This is a genomic window from Streptomyces sp. NPDC059718, assembly GCF_042733315.1.
Classification (GTDB): Bacteria; Actinomycetota; Actinomycetes; order Streptomycetales; family Streptomycetaceae; genus Actinacidiphila.
Map to the genome: position 1 here is coordinate 76,471 of NZ_JBHWGA010000014.1, position 20,564 is coordinate 97,034.

Below are 20,564 nucleotides of genomic sequence, written 5' to 3' on the forward strand. Positions count from 1 at the left end.
AGTCCGTAGCCGGCCCTACTCAGCGTCCTGTAGCGTCCTGTGCCTCGATCAGGTCGAGGTCGCGGACGCAGAAGCCGTGGTGCTCGAAGGTCTCGTTGAGCACCGTGCCGAGGCACTGCCGCACCAAGCGGCCCCGGGCGTACGGCGGCCAGACATCGTCGTCGGGCACCGGCGCTCGTGCTGCGAGCTGCACAGCGGTGACCTCGTCGAGCCAAGTCTCAAGCTCGGCGACCTGTGCGTCACGCACCCTCACGATCTCGTCGAGGGCCGGATCGAGCGAGAGGTCAAGCCCGTGCGCTCCACGGTAGGGCTCGACGGTCGTCCCGATGCCCATCGGCGTGAACAGCTCCGTCGAGCCCAGGCAGCAGCGGCGGAACCACGAGTCGTGGACGAAGACCAGGTGGCGCATCGTCTGCACCGCCGACCACTCGTCGTTCACGCTGCGGCGCTCGATGCCGGGCGTACGGCGGATTCGCTCGATCGTGGCGGCCCAGCCGGCATGGAGCTGACGCGATGCCTCGCGCAGATCGGCCGGGTCCTCGGAGCGGATCAGCACCCGCACCGGATGACGCCGGTCGAGCTCTGCCTCGACGTACTCGGTGACCTCGACACCGTTCACCACGAGGTTGGTGATGAGCCCGTCGATCACGGCATCCTGCATGACGACGCCGATCAGCCGTGCCCCGGTCAGATCGCACTCGCGGAACTCCGCACCGTGCAGATCCTCGTCAACATACCGCGTCATGCTCCGCATACTAGGTCCGAGCACCGACAAGCCAGCATCCCCGGGCGCGCTGAACCTGTGGGGTGCGGCCGAAAGGTTCTTCCACATGGTCGCGCGACGGATGCCGTACACGGGGACGGCGACGCCGAGAACGCTCCGAATCGTTGGCGGAGGCTGGGTCTTGATCGGGTTCCTCATGCTGTTGCCCGATCTTGTAGCTCTGGGGCGCAGAACATAGCCGTACAGCAGCGGATTACAGCAACCACCGCGTCAACCACTGACCGCCACCAGACCCGGGCGGCCGACTGACCCGCCCGGTAGACCAGCAACGGTCACGCCCATGGTTCGCATCGAGGGGATCGGGCGTGCCACAGCCGTGCCAGGCGAGGCGGTGCCGAACGGGGACCCGCGGGGAACAGCGGTGACGGGGTCGCTTTGCCGCAGGTCAGCGTCCCCGAGATGAGGCCGGGTTCGCAGCCTCAGTCTTTCAAACTGGGGCTGCAAGGTCTTCAAGATCGCGGCGGTCTCGACGCAGTCGTTGGGGCTTGTCCTGCGGCCGGCAGTTGCCGGCGCGGGTCAGCGATGTGGGTCTATATCGCCCAGCTATCGAAAAGGCCCCATTCCTTCCCGAAGAAGAGTGCTGCGGAAGCGGAAGCCAGCAAGCAGAAGCCAACGCCGCCAAATATGCACGACGCAATCGGTCCAACTTTCGAAAATCGGCCATCGACCCGATTTCTCCGCGCGGCGATGAAGTGCGAGATGAGCAAGGCCGTGCCCAGTAGAAGCAGGTATATGCCGACTGCCTGGAGAATCATCAAGCCGCATTCAACAAGGAAGAGAAATAGATATGACAGCAGCACGCCCACAATGTCCCCCCGCTTACTCGGATTGCGGCGTCAATCGGGAACCGGTTCGCTTTGTCGTCTTCGGTCACGGCCGCGTAAGGCGCACAATAGGATCATGCTCTGGGGCGAGTCAATACGTGCGACTGCAAGACCGTGTGGACGTGCCGAATCGAATTTGTCCTGAATGCTGCCGCGCTGTAACGGTCCGTGATGAAGTCGCTGCCCGTCCGCAGCCTTACGCCTGCACCGTGGGATGACACGAGCGCGCTTCCCGGGTTGTCCTGGGGCCGTGAAAGCTCCTGGAGCGATACCGCCTCCGGCAGTCAGACGGTGGAACGCCCAGAGGCGAAGGCCGGGCCGTCCCTGGGCCGTGGAAGGTTGGCCGACGTTGACAGAGGACACCCCAACGTGACAGGCCCCTCACCCATCTGACCTGGGGGCGCCGAATCGATCTGCGACACTGGATGAACCATGCCTGCACCCGGAGAACTCACATTCGTCGCGCCGCGCGGAGTCAAGAAGCCGCCGCGGCACCTTGCCGATCTTTCGCCCGAGGAGCGCCGGGAGGCGGTCGCGGAGCTGGGGGAGAAGCCGTTCCGCGCCAAGCAGCTGTCGCAGCACTACTTCGCGCGCTACGCCGATGACCCCGCCGCGTGGACGGACATCCCGGCGGCGGTGCGGGGGAAGCTGGCGGAGGGGCTGCTGCCGGACCTGATGTCGGTGGTGCGGCACAGCAGCACGGACAACGACACCACGCGCAAGACGCTGTGGCGGCTGTTCGACGGCACCCTGGTCGAGTCGGTGCTGATGCGATACCCGGACCGGGTGACGATGTGCATCAGCTCGCAGGCGGGCTGCGGCATGAACTGCCCGTTCTGCGCCACCGGCCAGGCCGGGCTGGACCGGAACCTGTCGACCGGGGAGATCGTGCACCAGATCGTGGCGGGCATGCGCTCGCTGCGGGACGGGGAGATCCCGGGCGGTCCGGCGCGGCTGTCGAACATCGTGTTCATGGGCATGGGCGAGCCGCTCGCGAACTACAAGCGTGTCGTCGGCGCCATCCGCCGGCTGACCGATCCGGAGCCGGACGGGCTGGGGCTGTCCCAGCGGGGCATCACCGTGTCGACGGTGGGCCTGGTCCCGGCGATGCTGCGCTTCGCCGACGAGGGCTTCAAGTGCCGGCTCGCGGTGTCGCTGCACGCGCCCGACGACGAGCTGCGCGACACCCTGGTGCCGGTGAACACCCGCTGGAAGGTGCGCGAGGTGCTGGACGCCGCGTGGCACTACGCGGACGTGTCCGGGCGCCGGGTCTCGATCGAGTACGCGCTGATCCGGGACATCAACGACCAGGCGTGGCGGGCGGACCTGCTGGGCCGGCTGCTCAAGCGCCGCCGCGTGCACGTCAACCTGATCCCGCTCAACCCGACCCCCGGCTCGAAGTGGACGGCCTCGCGGCCCGAGGACGAGCGGGCGTTCGTCGCGGCGCTGGAGGCGCACGGCGTGCCGGTGACCGTCCGGGACACCCGGGGGCAGGAGATCGACGGCGCCTGCGGGCAGCTGGCGGCTTCCGAGCGCTGATCCGCGCTTGCTAGGGTGACGGTCGTTTGCGGCCGTTTGCCGCGACGCCACGCACAGCACACAAAAGAACATCCGACAGGGGAGCGCGGAAAGCGCTGAGAGTGCGGCACGGCCGCAGACCCTCGGACCTGATCCGGGTCATACCGGCGTAGGGAGTCACCACATGAGCACCATCCGTCGGCGTGCGGCCGGCACCGTCCTCATCGTCGCGCTCGGCGCGACCGCGCTCGCCGCCTGCGGCAGCGACGGCGGGGACACCGCCAAAGGGAAGGGCGGCACCGCCTCCAAGACCGTCACCCTCGTCAGCCACGACTCCTTCGCCGCGTCGAAGGACGTGCTGAAGGCGTTCACCGAGCAGACCGGCTACACCGTCAAGGTGCTGCGCGGCGGCGACGCCGGTGCCGCGGTCAACCAGGCCGTGCTGTCCAAGGGCAACCCGCAGGGCGACGTCTTCTTCGGCGTCGACAACACCCTGCTGTCCCGGGCCCTGGACAACGACCTGTTCGAGCCGTACGAGGCCAAGGACCTCGACAAGGTGCCCGCGGCACTGCAGTTGGACGCCGCGGAGCACCGCGTCACCCCGATCGACTTCGGCGACGTCTGCGTCAACTACGACCGGAAGTACTTCACCGAGCACAAGCTCCCCGTGCCGGAGAGCTTCGACGACCTCGTCAAGCCCGAGTACAAGGACCTGCTGGTCACCGAGAACGCCGCCACCTCCTCCCCGGGTCTCGCCTTCCTCCTCGCCACCACCGCGACGTACGGCGACGGGGGCTGGGAGGACTACTGGAAGAAGCTCAAGGCCAACGGCGTCCAGGTCGTCGACGGCTGGGAGCAGGCGTACTACGACACCTTCTCCGGCGCCGGCGGTGGCAAGGGCGACAAGCCGCTGGTCGTCTCGTACGCCTCAAGCCCGCCCGCCGAGGTGCTCGGTCTGAAGACGCAGCCCGAGCAGGGGCCGACCGGTGTCGCGACCGGTACCTGCTTCCGGCAGGTGGAGTTCGCCGGCCTGCTGAAGGGCGCGAAGAACACCGAGGGCGGCAAGGCGCTCGTCGACTTCCTGCTGAGCCGCGCCTTCCAGGAGGACATGCCGCTCAACATGTTCGTCAACCCCGCCCGCGGCGACGCGAAGCTGCCCGAGGTCTTCACCAAGTACGCGCCGGTCATCAGCGAACCGGCCACCGTCGCCCCGGAGAAGATCGCCGGGAACCGGGAGCAGTGGGTCAAGTCGTGGTCCTCGCTCGTGCTGAAGTAACGAAGACCGCCGAGGGGACGCGCACCGGGGCGGCGGCCGTCCGGCCGCTCGCCGTACGGCTGGGCCTGATGGCCGTGCCGGTCGCGTTCTTCGGGCTGTTCTTCGGCTACCCGGTCGCCGCCATCGTCGCCCGCGGGCTCCGCGAGGGCGGGCGGTGGCGGTTCGGCCGGTTCGCGGAGGTGCTGGGCGAGCCCGACATCGTCCACATGCTGTGGTTCACCTGCTGGCAGGCGGCCGCCTCCACCGCGCTCACCCTGGCGATCGCGCTGCCCGGCGCGTACGTCTTCGCCCGCTTCGACTTCCCCGGCAAGCAGGTGCTGCGCGCGGTGGTGACCGTGCCCTTCGTGCTGCCGACGGTGGTCGTCGGCTCGGCCTTCCTCGCGCTGCTGGGGCGCGGCGGGCTGCTCGACGAACTGTGGGGCGTGCGCCTGGACACCACGGTCTGGGCGATCCTCCTCGCGCACGTCTTCTTCAACTACGCCGTGGTCGTACGGACCGTGGGCGGGCTGTGGGCACAGCTGGACCCCCGGCAGGAGGAGGCCGCGCGGGTCCTCGGCGCGGGACGCCTCGCGGCCTGGCGCAGGGTGACGCTGCCCGCCCTCGCCCCCGCGGTCGCCGCGGCCGCGCTGATGGTCTTCCTCTTCACCTTCACCTCCTTCGGCGTGATCCAGATCCTCGGCGGCCCCACCTTCTCCACCCTGGAGGTGGAGATCTACCGCGAGACCGCGCAGTTGCTGGACCTGCCGACGGCGGCCGTGCTGACGATCGTCCAGTTCGCCGCCGTCGCGGCGATCCTCGCCGTGCACGCCGGGACCGTACGGCGCAGGGAGAGCGCGCTGCGGCTGGTGGACCCGGCCCGCACCGCGCGCCGGCCGCGCGGCGCCGGTGAGTGGGGGCTGCTCGCGGGCGCGCTCGGCGTGGCAGCGCTGCTGATCCTGCTGCCGCTGGCTGTGCTGGCCGAGCGCTCGCTGCACGGGCCTGACGGCTACGGCCTCGGCTACTACCGGGCGCTGGGCTCGGTGGCCGGCAGCGGCGGGACCTTCCTGGTGGCGCCCGTCGCCGCGGTCTGGAACTCGCTGCAGTACGCGGCCGCCGCCACCGCGATCGCCCTGGTCGTCGGCGGGTTGGCCGCGGCCGCCCTCACCCGGCGGGCCGGGCGCCTCGTACGGGGCTTCGACGCCCTGCTCATGCTGCCGCTCGGCACCTCGGCGGTGACCATCGGCTTCGGCTTCCTCATCACCCTCGACGAGCCGCCGCTGGACCTGCGCTCCTCGTGGATCCTCGTGCCGCTCGCGCAGGCGCTGGTCGGCGTGCCCTTCGTGGTGCGCACCATGCTGCCGGTGCTGCGTGCCGTGGACGACCGGCTGCGCGAGGCGGCGGCGGTGCTCGGCGCCTCCCCGCTGCGGGTGTGGCGCGAGGTCGACCTTCCCCTGGTGCGGCGGGCGCTGCTGGTGGCAGCCGGCTTCGCCTTCGCCGTGTCCCTGGGCGAGTTCGGGGCCACCGTCTTCATCGCCCGCCCCGACAACCCCACCCTCCCGGTCGCGGTCGCCCGCTTCCTGGGGCGTGCCGGAGAGCTCAACTACGGCCAGGCGATGGCGCTCAGCACCGTGCTGATGCTGGTGTGCGCGGGGGCGCTGCTGGCGCTGGAACGTATCCGCATCGACAGGTCCGGGGAGTTCTGATGACCCTGCTGCGACTGGACGGCGCCACCGTGCGCTTCGCCGGGCACACCGCCCTGGACGCCGTCGGCCTGGAGGTCGCCGAGCACGAGACGGTGTGCGTGCTCGGGCCCAGCGGCAGCGGGAAGTCCACGCTGCTGCGGGCCGTCGCCGGGCTGCAGCCGCTGGACGCCGGGCGCGTCCTGCTGGCCGGCCGCGACCAGGCGGGGGTTCCCGCGCACCGGCGTGGGGTGGGCCTGATGTTCCAGGACCACCAGCTCTTCCCGCAGCGCGACGTCGCCGGGAACGTCGACTTCGGTCTGCGCATGCGCGGCGCGGGACGCGCCGAACGGGAGCGCACGGTCCAGGAGTTGCTGGAGCTCGTGGGTCTGCCCGGCGCGCAGCGGCGCGCCGTCGCGTCCCTGTCCGGCGGTGAGCAGCAGCGCGTCGCCCTGGCCCGGGCCCTGGCACCCGGGCCGCGGCTGCTCATGCTCGACGAGCCGCTCGGCCAGCTCGACCGGGGCCTGCGCGAGCGCCTGGTGGTCGAGTTGCGCGGGCTCTTCCGGCGGCTGGGCACCACGGTGCTGGCCGTCACGCACGACCAGAGCGAGGCCTTCGCGCTGGCCGACCGCGTCGTCGTCATGCGCGACGGCCGGGTCGAGCAGGCCGGCACCCCGCTGGAGGTGTGGCAGCGGCCCGACTCCGAGTTCGTCGCCCGCTTCCTCGGCTTCGACAACGTGGTGGCCGCCACCGTCACCGGCGACGCCGCCGACACCGCCTGGGGCAAGGTCCCCGTCCCCCCGGGCTCCCCGCAGGGCGCCGGGCGGCTGCTCGTCCGGCCCGCCGGCGTACGGCTCGTCCCGCCCGCCGACGGGCTGCGCTGCGACGTGCTCGCGCGTACCTTCCGCGGCGACCAGGTCACCCTCCTCCTGCGCCCCGAGGAAGGCCCCCCGCTGGAGGCCGGCTGCGCCCTGCGCGACGCCCCCGCCGAGGGCGACACGGTCGGCGTCTCCTTCACGGCGGACGAGGTCGTGGTCCTGGGCGGGTAGGCCCCGTTGAGCACCGGGGGGCCTTCGGGGCGCGCTGGTGGGCTGTTCGGCTGTCCCGTCGTCTCGCGCCCTGCGGGCGCGAAGCGGCTGGCTGCGGAGGGGAGGGTGGGGGCTCTCCTCCGCGGTGTGCGGGTGGGTGGCCGGGGTTCAGGCGCCGGAGCGGCTTGCCTTTCCGTTGGCCTCGGTCTCGTTGCCGTCCGCGGGTGCAGATGGCCGGTTGCCACGCCTACTGCTGGTGGTGGCGCCCGCCGCTACCGGCGTCTGCGGGTGCTTCGGGCGCTGCCGGGCGGTCGGCGGGAGACCGGGCGCGCTTTCGTCGGTATGGACGTCGGAAGTGGACCCGTTGCGGGGGAATCACCCGCAGTCGCGGGTTACGGCGGCGCGCCACCCACGAAGGGTGGGCGTGGTCACCGGCCATCTGCACCCGCGGACGGCAACGAGACCGGGACCGTACGAACAACCGGTCCCGCTCCGGCGCTTGAACCCCGGCCACCCGTCCACCCGCACCCTGCGGACAGGGCTGCGCCCCACTCTCCCCTCCGCAGCCCGCCGCTGTGCGCCCGAAGGGCGCGAGCCGGCGGGACAGCCGGCGGAGTACGGGCTAACCCCGCGTCAGGCGTGCCAGGGCCTCCGGGGCGTCCTCGACGGAGTCGACGAGCACGATGCGCTGCTCCATGGAGCGGCCTTCCGCCAGCGCCTGGAGAAGGGGCCACGCCGGCAGGCGCCGGGTCCAGTGGTCCCGGTCGACCAGCACCATGGGGCGGGGGGCGCCGTTGGACTCGTAGTAGTTCGGCGTGGTGTTGTCGAAGATCTCCTGGACGGTGCCCGCGGCGCCCGGCAGGAAGACGACCCCGGCGGTGCAGCGGGCCAGCAGGCCGTCCTCGCGGGTGGCGTTGGCGAAGTACTTGGCGATGTGCGCGGCGAAGGCGTTCGGCGGCTCGTGGCCGTAGAACCACGTCGGCACGCCGATGGAGGCGCCGCCGCCGGGCCAGCGGTCGCGCACGTCGAAGGCGGTGCGCGCCCAGTCCGTGATGGACGGGCGGAAGGAGGGGACCTTGGCCACCGTCTCCAGGGCCTCGACGAGCATCGCGTCGCCGAAGGGCGCGGCGTAGGCGCCGAGGTTGGCCGCCTCCATGGCGCCGGGCCCGCCGCCCGTGGCCACGCTCAGGCCCTCGCGGGCCAGCGCCCGGCCGAGGCGGGCGGCGCCCGCGTACGCCTCCGTGCCGCGCTCCATGGCGTGACCGCCCATGACGCCCACGACGCGGGCGTCCGCGACGAGTTCGTCGAAGGCGTCGGAGACGGCGTCGTCGTGGATGCTGCGGAGCATCGAAGCGTAGATGTCGCCGCTGCCCCGGGTGCGCAGGAACCACTGGTAGCCGCGGGCGTCCGGCGTCGCCTCGTAGCCGCCGGCGTCAAGGCCCTCGTACAGCGCGTCGGGGCCGTAGAGGGAGCCCCGGTACGGATCGAAGGGCAGGTCCGGGACGGGCGGGAAGACCATGGCGCCGCCGGCGCGGACGTGGGCGGCCGCCTCCGGCTCCATCGGGCAGCCCAGGAACACGGCCTCGGTCGTGTCGGCGGACATCAGGGCGGGCGTACGGGTCGTCAGGTCGACCGACTGGACGCGGTGTCCGCGCAGCGAGCCCGACGCGGCGACGCGGTCGAACTCCTCCAGGGTCTCTATCTCGTGATCGTTCGGCGACAGCACGGCCGCCACCCTAGCGCCCGCGGCGGGGGCCGCCGCCGCGGGGCTCCGCACGGCACTACGGCAGCGGCAGTGCGCCCAGGTGGGCGATGAGCAGGGTCAGCGGGAGCACGACGCCGAGGACCGCGAGGGCGCGCACGGCGGCCGCGTTGCGCAGCAGCGCGGCGGGTGTGCCGAGCCGGCTGAGGGCGGCGGTGGCCGGACGGCGGGCGCGCTTGGCGTCCACGGTCGCGGTGAGGGCGGTCGCGACCGCCGACAGGACGACGAGGACGGCGCCCAGCACGGTGAGCGGTCCGACGGGGTGCGCCACGGCGCCGAACCGGTCGCTGCCGGCGAGCGCGGTGGCGGCCACCGCGCACAGCGCGCCCAGCGGACGGCCCACGAGCGTCGCCTCCTCCTGGAGGGCACGACCCGCGAGGAGCCGCAGGGCACCCGGCCGGTACGCCGCCAGCAGCCGTCCGCACAGGTGGACGAGGCCCGGCATGGCCAGCACCATGCCCGTGGCCGTCAGCAGCCAGCCGCCGACGACGGCCGGAGCGGCATGGCCGAGACCGCCGGGCAGCGGGAGTGCGCCGTCGGGCCCCGGGGCGCCGCCGTCCCCGGCCGAGGAGATCTGCACGGCGAGGCCGATCGCCACGAGCGCGGCCCCCCACGGCAGTCCGGACGGCGCCCCGCCCTCGCGGACGGCGGTCTCGTCCCCACGGGAGCGCCGTGGCCGCAGCACGACCGCGGCCGAGACCGCCGCGGCCAGCGGCAGTGAGGCCAGCAGGGTCACCGCGCCCGCGAACGGGAGTTCCCGGTCCGCGCCCAGCGCCTCGGCGGCACCGCCGAGGTGCGGGCCGGGCAGCTCACCGCGCAGGAAGAGGAAGCCCAGGAGCGCGATCAGCACGCCCAGGCCGCAGTTCAGGGCGGAGCTCGCCGCGGCCAGCAGGGGCAGCCCGTGCCGGCCGAGCCCGGCCGAGGCCAGGCCCGCGCGCAGCCGTCCGCTCGGCTCCGTACGGGCCACGAGCACCGACAGGTGGACGGTGGCGGCGAACGGCACGGCGCACCAGAGCAGCCGGACCAGGCCGTCCGGGGCGTCCTCGGGGTGCGCGAGGGCGTGCCCGAGGACGGCGAGCAGTAGGAAGCCCGTGCCGGCGGCGGCGGCGGCGACCAGCAGCCGGCGCAACAGCACCTCCGGACGGGAGCCGAGGGCTACACGGAGGCTGAGCACGAGTCGGCGTCCTCCCGCTCCTGGTGAGGCATGCCGGCCACGAAGCGCCCGTCGACGAGGGTGACCACCCGGTCGGCGAGCGAGACGACCTCGGGTTCGTTGGAGGCGAGCACCACGGTGATGCCGTGCGAGCGGGCGGCGCTGGTCAGCATGCGCAGCACCTGGGCGCGGTCCGCGCGGTGCAGCGGCGCGGTCGGTTCGTCGGCGAAGACCACGGAGGGCCGGTTGACCAGGGCGCGGGCGATCGCCACCCGCTGCCGCTCGGCCTGCAGCAGCCGGCCGGGACGCTTGCGGGCGGCCCCGCCGATGTCCAGCCGGTCCAGCCACTCCTGCGCGGCGGCGCGCGCCGTGCGGTACGGGACGCCGCACAGCAGGAGCGGCAGCGCGGCGTTCTCCCGGACGGTCAGTTCGGGGAGCAGCTGCGGGCTGCTGTCGATCCAGCCGAAGCGCTCACGGCGCAGCCGCTCGCGTGCGGTCACGCCCAGGGTGTGCACGGGGGAGCTGTTGAACCACACCTCGCCCTGCTCGGGGAGCAGCTCACCGGACAGGCAGCGCAGCAGGGTGGTCTTCCCGGCGCCGTGCGGGCCGAGGACGCCGAGGATCTCGCCCTCCCGTACGCCGAGTGACACGCCGAGCAGAGCGGGTGAGCGGTCGTGCGCGTGGCGCAGGCCGCGGGCCCACAGCACGTCGTTGTCGGGTGGGTTCACGTTGGCCTCTAACGAACGCGGGGAGTCCGGGTCACTGCGGCACCGTACGCGCCCCAAGGCCCGGGACCACGGCTAAGAGCGGGCTTTCCCGGGCGCGGCCACCCGTGCGGACTAGCACGGTTCCCGCCGCGGACGCCGACGGGCCGGGGCACGCGATGTGCGTGCCCCGGCCCGTGGATGCTTCGGCGAGTGAGCCGAAGGGGCGCGGCCGGTGTCGAAAGGTGGGGGCCCCTCCCGGCGGTAGCCGGGGGAGCGCGGAGGTCCCGAGGAACGAGGGACCGAGCACGATCGACCGCCCCCGGCCTGGCGGCCGGGGGCGCCCCCAACATCGGCTGAGAGCGCCCCGGAGGCGAACCGAGCCTCGAAAAGGCCGATCAGAAAGGCCGATCAGAGCTTGGTCCAGGCCTCCGTCAGGACGGTGCGCAGGACGCCCTCGATCTCGTCGAACGTCGACTGGTCGGCGATCAGCGGCGGCGCGAGCTGGACGACCGGGTCGCCGCGGTCGTCGGCGCGGCAGTAGAGGCCGTTCTCGAAGAGCGCCTTGCTGAGGAAGCCGTACAGGACGCGCTCGGTCTCCTCGTCGGTGAAGGTCTCCTTGGTGGCCTTGTCCTTCACCAGCTCGATGCCGTAGAAGTAGCCGTTGCCGCGGACGTCGCCGACGATCGGCAGGTCGTGGAGCTTCTCCAGGGTGGCGCGGAAGGCGCCCTCGTTGTCGAGCACGTGCTGGTTGAGCTGCTCGCGCTCGAAGATGTCGAAGTTGGCCAGGGCGACCGCCGACGAGACCGGGTGGCCGCCGAAGGTGTAGCCGTGGAGGAAGGTGTTGTCGCCCTTGTAGAAGGGCTCGGCGATGCGGTCGGAGATGATGCACGCGCCGATGGGGGAGTAGCCGGAGGTCATGCCCTTGGCGCAGGTGATCATGTCCGGGACGTAGCCGAACTTGTCGCAGCCGAACATGGTGCCCAGGCGGCCGAAGGCGCAGATGACCTCGTCGGAGACGAGCAGCACGTCGTACTGGTCGCAGATCTCGCGGACCCGCTGGAAGTACCCGGGCGGGGGCGGGAAGCAGCCGCCGGCGTTCTGCACCGGCTCGAGGAAGACGGCCGCGACGGTGTCGGGGCCCTCGAAGAGGATCTCCTGCTCGATCTGGTCGGCGGCCCAGCGGCCGAAGGCCTCGGGGTCGTCGCCGAAGAGCGGGGTGCGGTAGATGTTGGTGTTGGGCACCTTGTGGGCGCCGGGGACCAGCGGCTCGAAGGGGGCCTTCAGGCCCGGCAGGCCGGTGATGGACAGGGCGCCCTGCGGGGTGCCGTGGTAGGCGACGGCGCGCGAGATGACCTTGTACTTGGTCGGCTTGCCCTTGAGCTTGAAGTACTGCTTGGCGAGCTTCCAGGCGGTCTCGACCGCCTCGCCGCCGCCGGTGGTGAAGAAGACCTTGTTGAGGTCGCCGGGGGCGTAGTCGGCCAGGCGCTCGGCGAGCTCGACGGCCTTGGGGTGGGCGTAGCTCCACACCGGGAAGAAGGCGAGCTCCTGGGCCTGCTTGTAGGCGGTCTCGGCGAGCTCCACGCGGCCGTGGCCGGCGTTGACCACGAACAGCCCCGCCAGGCCGTCGATGTACCGCTTGCCCTTGTCGTCGTAGATGTACGTGCCCTCGCCGCGCACGATGGTCGGCACAGGGGCGTTCTCGTACGACGACATGCGGGTGAAGTGCATCCACAGGTGGTCGTACGCGGTCTTGGAAAGGTCCGCGCTCATGGCTATCTGGTTCCCCAGGTGTAGGTCTGCTTCCGGAGCTTGAGGTAGACGAAGCTCTCGGTGGACCGCACGCCGGGCAGCGTGCGGATCCGCTTGTTGATCGTCTCCAGGAGATGGTCGTCGTCCTCGCAGACGATCTCGATCAGCAGATCGAAGGAGCCCGCGGTGACGACGACGTACTCGACCTCCGTCATCTCCGCGAGCGCGTCGGCGACGGGTTCGATGTCGCCCTCGACGTTGATGCCGACCATCGCCTGTCGCCGGAACCCCACCGTGAGCGGGTCGGTGACGGCGACGATCTGCATGACGCCCTGGTCGAGCAGCTTCTGGACGCGCTGCCGTACGGCCGCCTCCGACAGGCCCACGGCCTTGCCGATGGCGGCGTACGGACGCCTGCCGTCCTCCTGGAGCTGTTCGATGATCGCCTTGGAGACGGAATCGATCACGAAGGCACCGTTGGCGCCCCTGTGATCCGGAGTACGAGTGGCCACGGACCCCACTCTGCACGAGAGGTCAGCCGTCACGCAACCCCCGATCGATGAAATCCGTGGTTTGAGGGCTCGAAACTCACGGAATCCATTGTTTCGGAGTTTCGGCTATGTCGAATACGGCAGTGCTGCAGGTAGGCTGGTGTTCGTCTCACACATCGGACAGGAACCAGGAACAGGGAGAGGTGCAGTGAGCGAGCTCCGTACCTTGCGCAACCACATCAACGGAGAATTCCGCGACGCCGCCGACGGGCGCACCACCGACGTGGTGAACCCCGCCACCGGCGAGGTCTACGCGACCGCCCCGCTCTCCGCCGCCGCCGATGTCGACGCGGCCATGGCCGCCGCGGCGGCCGCCTTCCCGGCCTGGCGCGACACGACGCCCTCCGAGCGCCAGAAGGCGCTGCTGAAGATCGCGGACGCCTTCGAGGCGCGGGCGGACGAGCTCGTGGCCGTCGAGAGCGAGAACACCGGCAAGCCGATCGGGTTGACGGCCAGCGAGGAGATCCCTCCGATGGTCGACCAGATCCGCTTCTTCGCGGGTGCCGCCCGCATGCTCGAAGGCCGTTCGGCCGGCGAGTACATGGAGGGCATGACCTCGATCATCCGCCGTGAGCCGGTCGGCGTCTGCGCCCAGGTCGCTCCGTGGAACTACCCGATGATGATGGCCGTGTGGAAGTTCGCCCCGGCGATCGCCGCGGGCAACACGGTCGTGCTGAAGCCCTCGGACACCACCCCGGCCTCCACCGTGCTGATCGCCGAGATCATCGGCGGGATCCTGCCCGAGGGCGTCTTCAACGTCGTCTGCGGCGACCGCGAGACGGGCCGCCTGATGGTCGAGCACGAGACCCCCGCGATGGCCTCCATCACGGGTTCGGTCCGGGCCGGCATGCAGGTGGCGGCCAGCGCCGCCAAGGACGTCAAGCGGGTCCACCTGGAGCTCGGCGGCAAGGCGCCGGTGGTGGTCTTCCAGGACACCGACATCGCCAAGGCGGTCGAGGACATCGCCGTCGCCGGCTACTTCAACGCCGGCCAGGACTGCACCGCCGCGACCCGCGTCCTGGTCCACGAGTCGATCCACGACGAGTTCGTGGCCCAGCTCGCCAAGACCGCCGCCGACACCAAGACCGGCGCCCCGGACGACGAGGACGTGCTGTACGGCCCGCTGAACAACGCCAACCAGCTCGCCCAGGTCACCGGCTTCATCGAGCGCCTCCCGGCGCACGCCAAGGTCGAGGCCGGCGGCCACCGGGTCGGGGAGAAGGGCTTCTTCTACGCCCCGACCGTCGTCTCCGGCCTCAAGCAGGACGACGAGATCATCCAGAACGAGGTCTTCGGCCCGGTCATCACCGTCCAGTCCTTCACCGACGAGGACCAGGCCGTGGAGTGGGCGAACGGCGTCGAGTACGCCCTCGCCTCCTCGGTGTGGACCAAGGACCACGCCCGTGCGATGCGCATGTCCAAGCGCCTCGACTTCGGCTGCGTGTGGATCAACACCCACATCCCGCTGGTCGCCGAGATGCCGCACGGCGGGTTCAAGAAGTCCGGCTACGGCAAGGACCTGTCCGCCTACGGCTTCGAGGACTACACCCGCATCAAGCACGTCATGACGTCCCTGGACGGCTGACGCCACAGGGCGCGAGCCCGCCACGGCCCCGGACCTGCCCCCGTGTCCGGGGCCGTGGCATGTACGCGTACGCTCCGCTCCATGGAGTATCGAAGAGCCCTTGAACAGCGCATACGCGCATGGCTGGTCGTCTTCGTCGTGTGCCTGGTGCTGAGCGGCGCCACCGCGTTCCCGCTCGTGCACGAGGTGCGGTGGGTGGACGGCTGGGGCCTGCCCGGAGCCATCGGTGACTGGATCTCCCACGTACGGGAGGGACTCGACGCCAGCGACGAGAAGTACCCGTTCATGATGTACGGGACGGACTGGCTCGCCTTCGCGCACCTGGTGATCGCGGTGGCCTTCTACGGCGTCTGGCGCGACCCGGTGCGCAACATCTGGATCGTGGAGTGGGCCATGATCGCCTGCGTCGGCGTCATCCCGCTCGCGGCGATCTGCATCCCGCTGCGCGGCCTGCCGCTGTGGTGGATGCCCGTGGACATGGCCTTCGGCGTCCTCGGCATCGTGCCGCTGTTCGTCCTGCGGCGGATGATCAAGCGACTGGAGCGCTCCGACACCGTGCCCGTCGAGCCGGCCGTCGCCTGACGGACCGGCGGTTGCCCGGGTCCGGGGCCGTACGGCGAGGAGACCGCGGCGCTCGCGACATCACCGCGGAGGAACGCGCGGTGCCCGCGGCCGACGGGGAGAAGCTCACCGGCCGCTCAACTCCGCGCGCAGCACGTCGATGCGGTTGCTCGTGACGGCGTCCACGCCGAGCCGCTCCAGTCGTCGCATCGTCCGGCGCAGGTCCACCGTCCACGCGCCGACCAGCAGGCCCTCGCCGCGCGCCCACTCCACCAGGGGCGCGCGCACCAGCCCGAAGCGCAGGTTGATCCAGCGCGGCCGCAGCTCCGACAGCAGCAGCGGCGGCACCGGCGCGGAGGTCTTCCAGGTCAGCGCGATCTCGGCGGCCGGGTCCTGGTCCCGCACCGCCAGCACGGCGGCCGCCTCCCCGCAGTAGTACGTACGGTCCCCGGCGCCCGCGTCCCGGACCGCGGACAGCACCGGGCCCGCGGACTCCGGCAGGGTGAGGTCGACCAGGGCCCGGCAGCCGTCCACGGCGGCCAGCGCCTCGTGGAGGGTCGGCACGCCCGATGGCAGCCGGTCCGCCGCGAGGCCGGCGACGGCGGAGTCCACGCCCCACAGCCGCTTCAGCGTGGGGTCGTGGAGCAGCACCGGCACGCCGTCGCGGCTCAGCCGTACGTCCATCTCCACCGCGTCCGCCCCCGCGCGCAGCGCGCTGCGCAGCGAGGGCAGGGTGTTCTCGCGGTGGCGGTACGGATCGCCGCGGTGGGCGATCGCTAGCGCTGCCATCCCGCCAGGTAGGAGTCGATCTCGGCGGTGAGCTTCGCCTTGCCGGGGGCGTCGAGGAACGAGGCCTCGACGGCGTTCCTGGCGAGCTGGGCCAGCCCGCCCTGGTCGAGCTGGAGCAGGCGCGCGGCCACCGCGTACTCGGTGTTGAGGTCGGTGCCGAACATCGGCGGGTCGTCGCTGTTGATGGTGACGAGCAGGCCCGCGGCCACCATCTCCTTGACGGGGTGCTCGTCGAGCGTGGCGACGGCGCGGGTGGCGATGTTGGAGGTCGGGCAGACCTCCAGCGGGATGCGGTGCTCGGCCAGGTGGTCCAGCAGGCGCGGGTCCCGGGTGGCCCTGGTGCCGTGGCCGATGCGCTCGGCGCCCAGGTCGCCCAGGGCGTCCCAGATCGTCTGCGGGCCGGTGGTCTCGCCCGCGTGCGGCACGCTGTGCAGGCCGACGGCGCGGGCGCGGTCGAAGTACGGCTTGAACTGCGGGCGGGGCACACCGATCTCGGGCCCGCCCAGGCCGAAGCTGACCAGCCCGTCCGGCTGCAGCTCGGTGGCGATGCGCGCGGTCTCCTCGGCGGAGGCCAGCCCGGCCTCGCCCGGGATGTCGAAGCACCAGCGCAGCACGATGCCGAGCTCCGCCTCGGCCGCCTTGCGGGCGTCCTCGATGGCCTCCACGAACGCCTTGTCCGGGATGCCGCGGCGGACCGAGCTGTACGGGGTGACGGTCAGCTCGGCGTAGCGGATGTTCTGGCGCACCATGTCGCGGGCGACCTCGTACGTCAGCAGACGCACGTCCTCCGCGTCGCGGATCAGGTCGACGACGGACAGGTAGACCTCGATGAAGTGGGCGAAGTCCCGGAAGCTGAAGTACTCGGCGAGGGCGGCGGGGTCGGTGGGCACCTTGGAATCCGGGTGCCGCGCGGCCAGCTCCGCCACGATGCGGGGTGAGGCCGAGCCGACGTGGTGCACGTGGAGCTCGGCCTTCGGGAGTCCCGCGATGAAGGCGTCGAGGGCTGACGCGGTGTCGGACATGGGGCGATCCTCCTGCGGGGTCGGCGGCAACCGCCATCGTAAACGCGAAATTGCCTCCGTCCGGCGTCTTCGCAGGCCATAGCATTGCCCGACGTAGTCAGCAGGAAGGCAGCGATGTCCCACGAGCCCGAGCACCCGACGCCCCGCGACGCCGCGAGCGACACCCCCGAAGCGGCGGCCCCGTCGTCCTCGTCGGCCCCGGCGGACGCACGGCCCGCAGCCGACTTCGAGCTGCCCGCCCCGGCGCCCGCGGCGCCCATGGACGCCGAATCCGGCGCCGCCTCGGGCGCGGACGCCGAGGTGGCCGACGCGGTGGCCGGCGGCGTCGAGGGCGCGGGGGTGCCGGGAAGCATGACTCCTGCGGAGGGCGCGACGCCTGCCGACGCGCCGGTCGAGGACGGCGGATCCGGCGCTGCTTCGGGCGGGGATGCCGCGACGGCTCCCGATGTCGAGGGCGCGGAGGTCCCGGGAAGCGTGACTGCTGCGGAGGCCGTGACGCCTGCCGGCGCGCCGGTCGCCGATGCCGAGCCCGGTGACGGCTCGCCTGCCGTGGTCGGCGCGGCCGACGTTCCGGTCGCCCCGGACGCGCCTGCCGGCGCGCCGGTGGCGGAGGCCGCACCGGCCGGGGGCGCTGCACCGTACGTCGACGCCCCCGCCGCCGTGCCGCCCGCCGTGCCGCCCGCGGGGGCGCCCGGGCCGCAGGATCCGTGGGCGCCGCCGGTGCCGGTCGCCCCCGGGTACGGGCAGCCGGGCGCGCCGGCCGGGTACAACCCCTGGGGACCGCCCGTCCCGCCGGTGCCGCAGGCCCCGCAGGAGCACGTGACGCTGACCAAGCGTCCGGTACCCGTGGACGCACCCGCGCCCGGGCCGGCGCAGCAGCCGCGCGATCCCTGGGCCCCGCCGGCCCCGGACTCGGCGGCGGCCGTGCCGCCGCAGCCGCCCCACGCCACGTACCCGGGCTACCCCGATTACCCCGGCTACCCCGGTTACCCGAGCCACCCCACTCAGCCGGAGTACCCCGCGTACCCGGGCTACCCGGCCCACCCGGGCTACCCCGCCCACCCCGGCTACGCGGTGGGCCCCTACGGCGGATGGGCGCCGCCCGTCGCCCGCAACGGCGCCGGCCTGACGGCGATGATCATGGGCATCGTGGGCGCCGTCCTGGCCGTCTCCTGCTTCGGGGCCTTCCTCGGCCTGCCGCTCGGCATCGCGGCCGTCGTCTGCGGCATCGTCGGCCTGCGGATCGCCCGGCGCGGCGAGGCGACCAACCGGCCGCAGGCGTTGACCGGCCTCATCCTCGGGATCGTCTCCATCGGCCTGTCGGTCGCGATGATCGCCCTGGTGTTCAGCGGGATCGACGACGGCTGGTTCGACGGGTCCGGCGACGACCTCATCACCTCCCGGAACGGCGACTGGGCGGCGCCGCTGGACGTCGACGGCACCGCGCTCTACGACGACGGGGTCCACGTCACGCTGTCGGACGTCCACCGGGATATCGTCCTCCCGGAGAGCCAGCTCGACGGCGGCATCGCCGTCACTTTCTCCGTCGAGTTGGAGAACACCGGCGACACGACCGCCGACCTGGGCGAGAGCGAGGTCTCGGCCTACGCGGACGACTTCGAGGACGAGAGCCTGACCGACCTGACCGCCGGTGTGGGCCTGCCCGACGAGCTGGAGCCGGGGGAGCGCGCGACAAGGGAGATCACCGTACTCGTGCCGGAGGACGACGAGGACGGCACCTTCCAGGTCGAGGTCGCCCCCGGCTTCGACTACGACTACACCTACTGGCACCTGGACGTCCCGTAACGGGGGCGCCGCCGGGCCGCCTCAGCGCCGCACCGCGTCCAGCGCCAGCAGGGCCACGTGCAGCGAGAGGCAGGACTCGACCTGGTCCAGGTCGATGCCGAGGACGCGCTCGACCCGGTGCAGCCGGTCGTAGAAGGAGGGCCGCGACAGGTGCGCGGCGTCGGCCGCGGCCGACTTGTTGCGGCCGGCGTCCAGGTAGACGGTGAGGATCCGGACGAGGTCCGTGCCGTGCTCGGCGTCGTACGAGAGCAGCGGGCCGAGCTCGCGCTCGACGTACGTCTGCAGCCGCGCGTCGTCGCGCAGGAGGTGCAGCAGACCGCGCAACCGGACGTCCGGCAGCCGGTAATACGCCCGCCCGCCGCCCGCCACCACCCTTTTTTCGGAGGGCTGCGCCCTGCCTCCCTCATTGCGGCCGCCGTGCATCGCGGCGTCCGCGACCTGTGCCGCCTCCAGCAGGGTGCGGCGGGCGTCGCGCAGGGAGCCGACGGAGGAGCCGGCCGCCATGACGAAGGCGGGGCCGCCGTCGGGGGCGGACTCGGTCAGCCGGGTGAGCGCGGCGGCGAAGTCCTCCAGTGCGGTGTGCTCGTGGTCGGACGGGCCGAGGGAGACCAGCACGCCGACGCCGCCGTCGTCGAGGGTGCCGGTGAGCGCGGTCAGGCCCCGCTCGCGCACGGCCTGGGCGGCGGTCTCGGTGAAGTCCCGCAGCCTGGCCTGCGCCTCCAGGGCGGCCGAGGCCGGTCCGCCGCGCAGCCGCAGCATGACGCCGACCAGCCGGCGGCCCTCCAGCGGCACGCCCAGGGCGCGGGCGCGCAGCGCCACGTCGGAGACGGTCAGGGCGTGGGTGAGGATGCCGGACAGCAGGGTGCGGTGGGTCTGCCGTTCCAGGGACTCCCGGTCGCGCTCCAGCAGCCGGTTGAGTGCGAGGGTGGCCGCCCCCCGCTCCAGCAGCACGCTGTGCCGGTGCGGGCGTTCGCCCGGTTCCGGCTCCTCGTCGGGCGCGGGCTCGCCGACGATCACCAGCCTGCCCCAGTCGCGGCCGCGCGCCCCCACGGCGGTGACCAGCCAGCCGGTGCGCGGGTCGTGGCCGGTGCGCCCGGCCGGGTGGACGCCGCGGCTGCGCCGCTCCCAGCCGTCGAGCAGGGCCTCCGGGTCCTGGCCGGCCGGGTCGAAGGCGAGCACCTGGTGGGAGAGGTTCTCCAGCACGACGGGCGCGCCCGCCATCCGGGCCACCTCGCGCACGACCTCATCGGGCTCCGCGCCCTCGACGGACAGCTCGTTGAAGATCTGGTGCACCGCCTCCGAGGCCCGCAGCTCGGTCAGCTGGGCGTCGACGACGTGGGCGTGCACGGCCTCGGTCACCGCCACGAAGCGCACCTCGGTACGGAGTGCCACCAGCGGCAGTCCGCGCCGTTCCGCGGCCCGGACCAGGGGGCGGGGGAGGGCGTCCGCGTAGCGCCGGCCCAGTTCGACGACGAGGCCCGCGGCGCCGACGTCGGCGAGGCCGTCGATGTAGCGGGCCAGGGACTCCTTGTCGTCGGGCAGCATCACGCCCGTGGTGAGGACCAGCTCGCCCCCGTGGAGCATGCCCGCGATGTCGGCCAGCTCGCTGATGTGCACCCAGCGCACCGGGCGCTGCAGTCCGCCGGAGCCGGCGACCACCTGCGGCGAACCCCGCCTGAGCACGTCCAGTTCCAGGACCTCGGCGACGGTGGGAAACACGGTGACCTCCGGGCGGAACGGGGGCGGAACGTCGTGCCACCGTAGCTCCAGGGTGTAAAGGCCCCCGTCGCA

The 20,564-nt window shown here is 72.4% G+C and carries 16 protein-coding genes and 1 riboswitch; of the genes, 7 read left to right on the forward strand and 9 right to left on the reverse strand.

Annotated features, from left to right (window positions below; all coding sequences use genetic code 11):
* Positions 1–19: 19 nt before the first annotated feature.
* On the reverse strand, positions 20–745 hold the full coding sequence (locus tag ACFV3E_RS17985) for a DinB family protein (protein WP_500535498.1): 726 nt from the start codon (positions 743–745) through the stop codon (positions 20–22).
* A 1,295-nt stretch (positions 746–2,040) separates the two neighbouring features.
* Between ACFV3E_RS17985 and rlmN the strand changes: the two genes are divergently transcribed.
* The 4 genes from rlmN to ACFV3E_RS18005 all read left to right on the forward strand — a co-directional run bounded on the left by rlmN (position 2,041) and on the right by ACFV3E_RS18005 (position 7,109).
* Entirely contained in the window at positions 2,041–3,147 is a 1,107-nt protein-coding gene (rlmN, locus tag ACFV3E_RS17990) for a dual-specificity RNA methyltransferase RlmN (RefSeq protein ID WP_500535499.1), read from the forward strand.
* A 67-nt stretch (positions 3,148–3,214) separates the two neighbouring features.
* Positions 3,215–3,319: riboswitch (TPP riboswitch) on the forward strand.
* Positions 3,311–4,402 (forward strand): thiamine ABC transporter substrate-binding protein, encoded by a 1,092-nt coding sequence (locus tag ACFV3E_RS17995; protein WP_500535500.1) that lies wholly within the window; start codon positions 3,311–3,313, stop codon positions 4,400–4,402. It overlaps the preceding riboswitch by 9 nt.
* A 68-nt stretch (positions 4,403–4,470) precedes the next feature.
* Positions 4,471–6,084, forward strand: a complete 1,614-nt coding sequence (locus ACFV3E_RS18000) for an ABC transporter permease (protein ID WP_500535567.1) — start codon at positions 4,471–4,473, stop codon at positions 6,082–6,084.
* On the forward strand, positions 6,084–7,109 hold the full coding sequence (locus ACFV3E_RS18005) for an ABC transporter ATP-binding protein (RefSeq protein ID WP_500535501.1): 1,026 nt from the start codon (positions 6,084–6,086) through the stop codon (positions 7,107–7,109). The genes ACFV3E_RS18000 and ACFV3E_RS18005 overlap by 1 nt, the downstream gene beginning before the upstream one ends.
* A gap of 601 nt (positions 7,110–7,710) precedes the next feature.
* Here ACFV3E_RS18005 and ACFV3E_RS18010 read toward each other — a convergent pair.
* From ACFV3E_RS18010 to ACFV3E_RS18030, 5 genes are all read right to left on the reverse strand, one after another.
* Positions 7,711–8,823: an LOG family protein gene (locus tag ACFV3E_RS18010; protein WP_500535568.1), complete on the reverse strand. Its 1,113-nt coding sequence runs from the start codon at positions 8,821–8,823 to the stop codon at positions 7,711–7,713.
* Between the two features lie 46 nt (positions 8,824–8,869).
* Positions 8,870–10,024: a hypothetical protein gene (locus ACFV3E_RS18015; RefSeq protein ID WP_500535502.1), complete on the reverse strand. Its 1,155-nt coding sequence runs from the start codon at positions 10,022–10,024 to the stop codon at positions 8,870–8,872.
* On the reverse strand, positions 10,006–10,731 hold the full coding sequence (locus tag ACFV3E_RS18020; RefSeq protein ID WP_500365965.1) for an ABC transporter ATP-binding protein: 726 nt from the start codon (positions 10,729–10,731) through the stop codon (positions 10,006–10,008). The genes ACFV3E_RS18015 and ACFV3E_RS18020 overlap by 19 nt, the downstream gene beginning before the upstream one ends.
* A gap of 387 nt (positions 10,732–11,118) precedes the next feature.
* A complete protein-coding gene (locus ACFV3E_RS18025; RefSeq protein ID WP_500325737.1) occupies positions 11,119–12,480 on the reverse strand; it encodes an aspartate aminotransferase family protein in 1,362 nt (453 codons plus the stop codon).
* 2 nt (positions 12,481–12,482) lie between these two features.
* Positions 12,483–12,980: an Lrp/AsnC family transcriptional regulator gene (locus tag ACFV3E_RS18030; RefSeq protein WP_391579073.1), complete on the reverse strand. Its 498-nt coding sequence runs from the start codon at positions 12,978–12,980 to the stop codon at positions 12,483–12,485.
* Positions 12,981–13,158: 178 nt separating this feature from the next.
* Between ACFV3E_RS18030 and ACFV3E_RS18035 the strand changes: the two genes are divergently transcribed.
* A complete protein-coding gene (locus ACFV3E_RS18035; protein ID WP_500535503.1) occupies positions 13,159–14,595 on the forward strand; it encodes a gamma-aminobutyraldehyde dehydrogenase in 1,437 nt (478 codons plus the stop codon).
* Between the two features lie 81 nt (positions 14,596–14,676).
* Positions 14,677–15,177 (forward strand): hypothetical protein, encoded by a 501-nt coding sequence (locus tag ACFV3E_RS18040; RefSeq protein ID WP_500535504.1) that lies wholly within the window; start codon positions 14,677–14,679, stop codon positions 15,175–15,177.
* A gap of 105 nt (positions 15,178–15,282) precedes the next feature.
* Here the strand turns inward: ACFV3E_RS18040 and ACFV3E_RS18045 are convergent, their stop codons facing one another.
* Both ACFV3E_RS18045 and ACFV3E_RS18050 read right to left on the reverse strand, forming a co-directional pair.
* The gene (locus ACFV3E_RS18045; RefSeq protein WP_500535505.1) at positions 15,283–15,945 is read right to left on the reverse strand and encodes a glycerophosphodiester phosphodiesterase; all 663 of its coding nucleotides are present in this window, start codon (positions 15,943–15,945) and stop codon (positions 15,283–15,285) included.
* On the reverse strand, positions 15,933–16,967 hold the full coding sequence (locus ACFV3E_RS18050) for an adenosine deaminase (protein WP_500535506.1): 1,035 nt from the start codon (positions 16,965–16,967) through the stop codon (positions 15,933–15,935). The genes ACFV3E_RS18045 and ACFV3E_RS18050 overlap by 13 nt, the downstream gene beginning before the upstream one ends.
* 114 nt (positions 16,968–17,081) lie before the next feature.
* Between ACFV3E_RS18050 and ACFV3E_RS18055 the strand changes: the two genes are divergently transcribed.
* Positions 17,082–18,773: a DUF4190 domain-containing protein gene (locus tag ACFV3E_RS18055; protein ID WP_500535507.1), complete on the forward strand. Its 1,692-nt coding sequence runs from the start codon at positions 17,082–17,084 to the stop codon at positions 18,771–18,773.
* A gap of 21 nt (positions 18,774–18,794) precedes the next feature.
* On the opposite strand, the gene ACFV3E_RS18060 is transcribed toward ACFV3E_RS18055, so the two are convergent.
* Positions 18,795–20,492 (reverse strand): PucR family transcriptional regulator, encoded by a 1,698-nt coding sequence (locus ACFV3E_RS18060; protein ID WP_500535508.1) that lies wholly within the window; start codon positions 20,490–20,492, stop codon positions 18,795–18,797.
* Between the last annotated feature and the right edge of the window lie 72 nt (positions 20,493–20,564).

Coding starts and splice junctions, on each gene's coding strand:
- ACFV3E_RS17985 (WP_500535498.1), bottom strand. CDS start 745: ATGACGCGGTATGTTGACGAGGATCTGCACGGTGCGGAGTTCCGCGAG.
- ACFV3E_RS17995 (WP_500535500.1), top strand. CDS start 3,311: ATGAGCACCATCCGTCGGCGTGCGGCCGGCACCGTCCTCATCGTCGCG.
- ACFV3E_RS18045 (WP_500535505.1), bottom strand. CDS start 15,945: ATGGCAGCGCTAGCGATCGCCCACCGCGGCGATCCGTACCGCCACCGC.
- ACFV3E_RS18000 (WP_500535567.1), top strand. CDS start 4,471: ATGGCCGTGCCGGTCGCGTTCTTCGGGCTGTTCTTCGGCTACCCGGTC.
- ACFV3E_RS18005 (WP_500535501.1), top strand. CDS start 6,084: ATGACCCTGCTGCGACTGGACGGCGCCACCGTGCGCTTCGCCGGGCAC.
- ACFV3E_RS18050 (WP_500535506.1), bottom strand. CDS start 16,967: ATGTCCGACACCGCGTCAGCCCTCGACGCCTTCATCGCGGGACTCCCG.
- ACFV3E_RS18040 (WP_500535504.1), top strand. CDS start 14,677: ATGGAGTATCGAAGAGCCCTTGAACAGCGCATACGCGCATGGCTGGTC.
- ACFV3E_RS18055 (WP_500535507.1), top strand. CDS start 17,082: ATGTCCCACGAGCCCGAGCACCCGACGCCCCGCGACGCCGCGAGCGAC.
- rlmN (WP_500535499.1), top strand. CDS start 2,041: ATGCCTGCACCCGGAGAACTCACATTCGTCGCGCCGCGCGGAGTCAAG.
- ACFV3E_RS18025 (WP_500325737.1), bottom strand. CDS start 12,480: ATGAGCGCGGACCTTTCCAAGACCGCGTACGACCACCTGTGGATGCAC.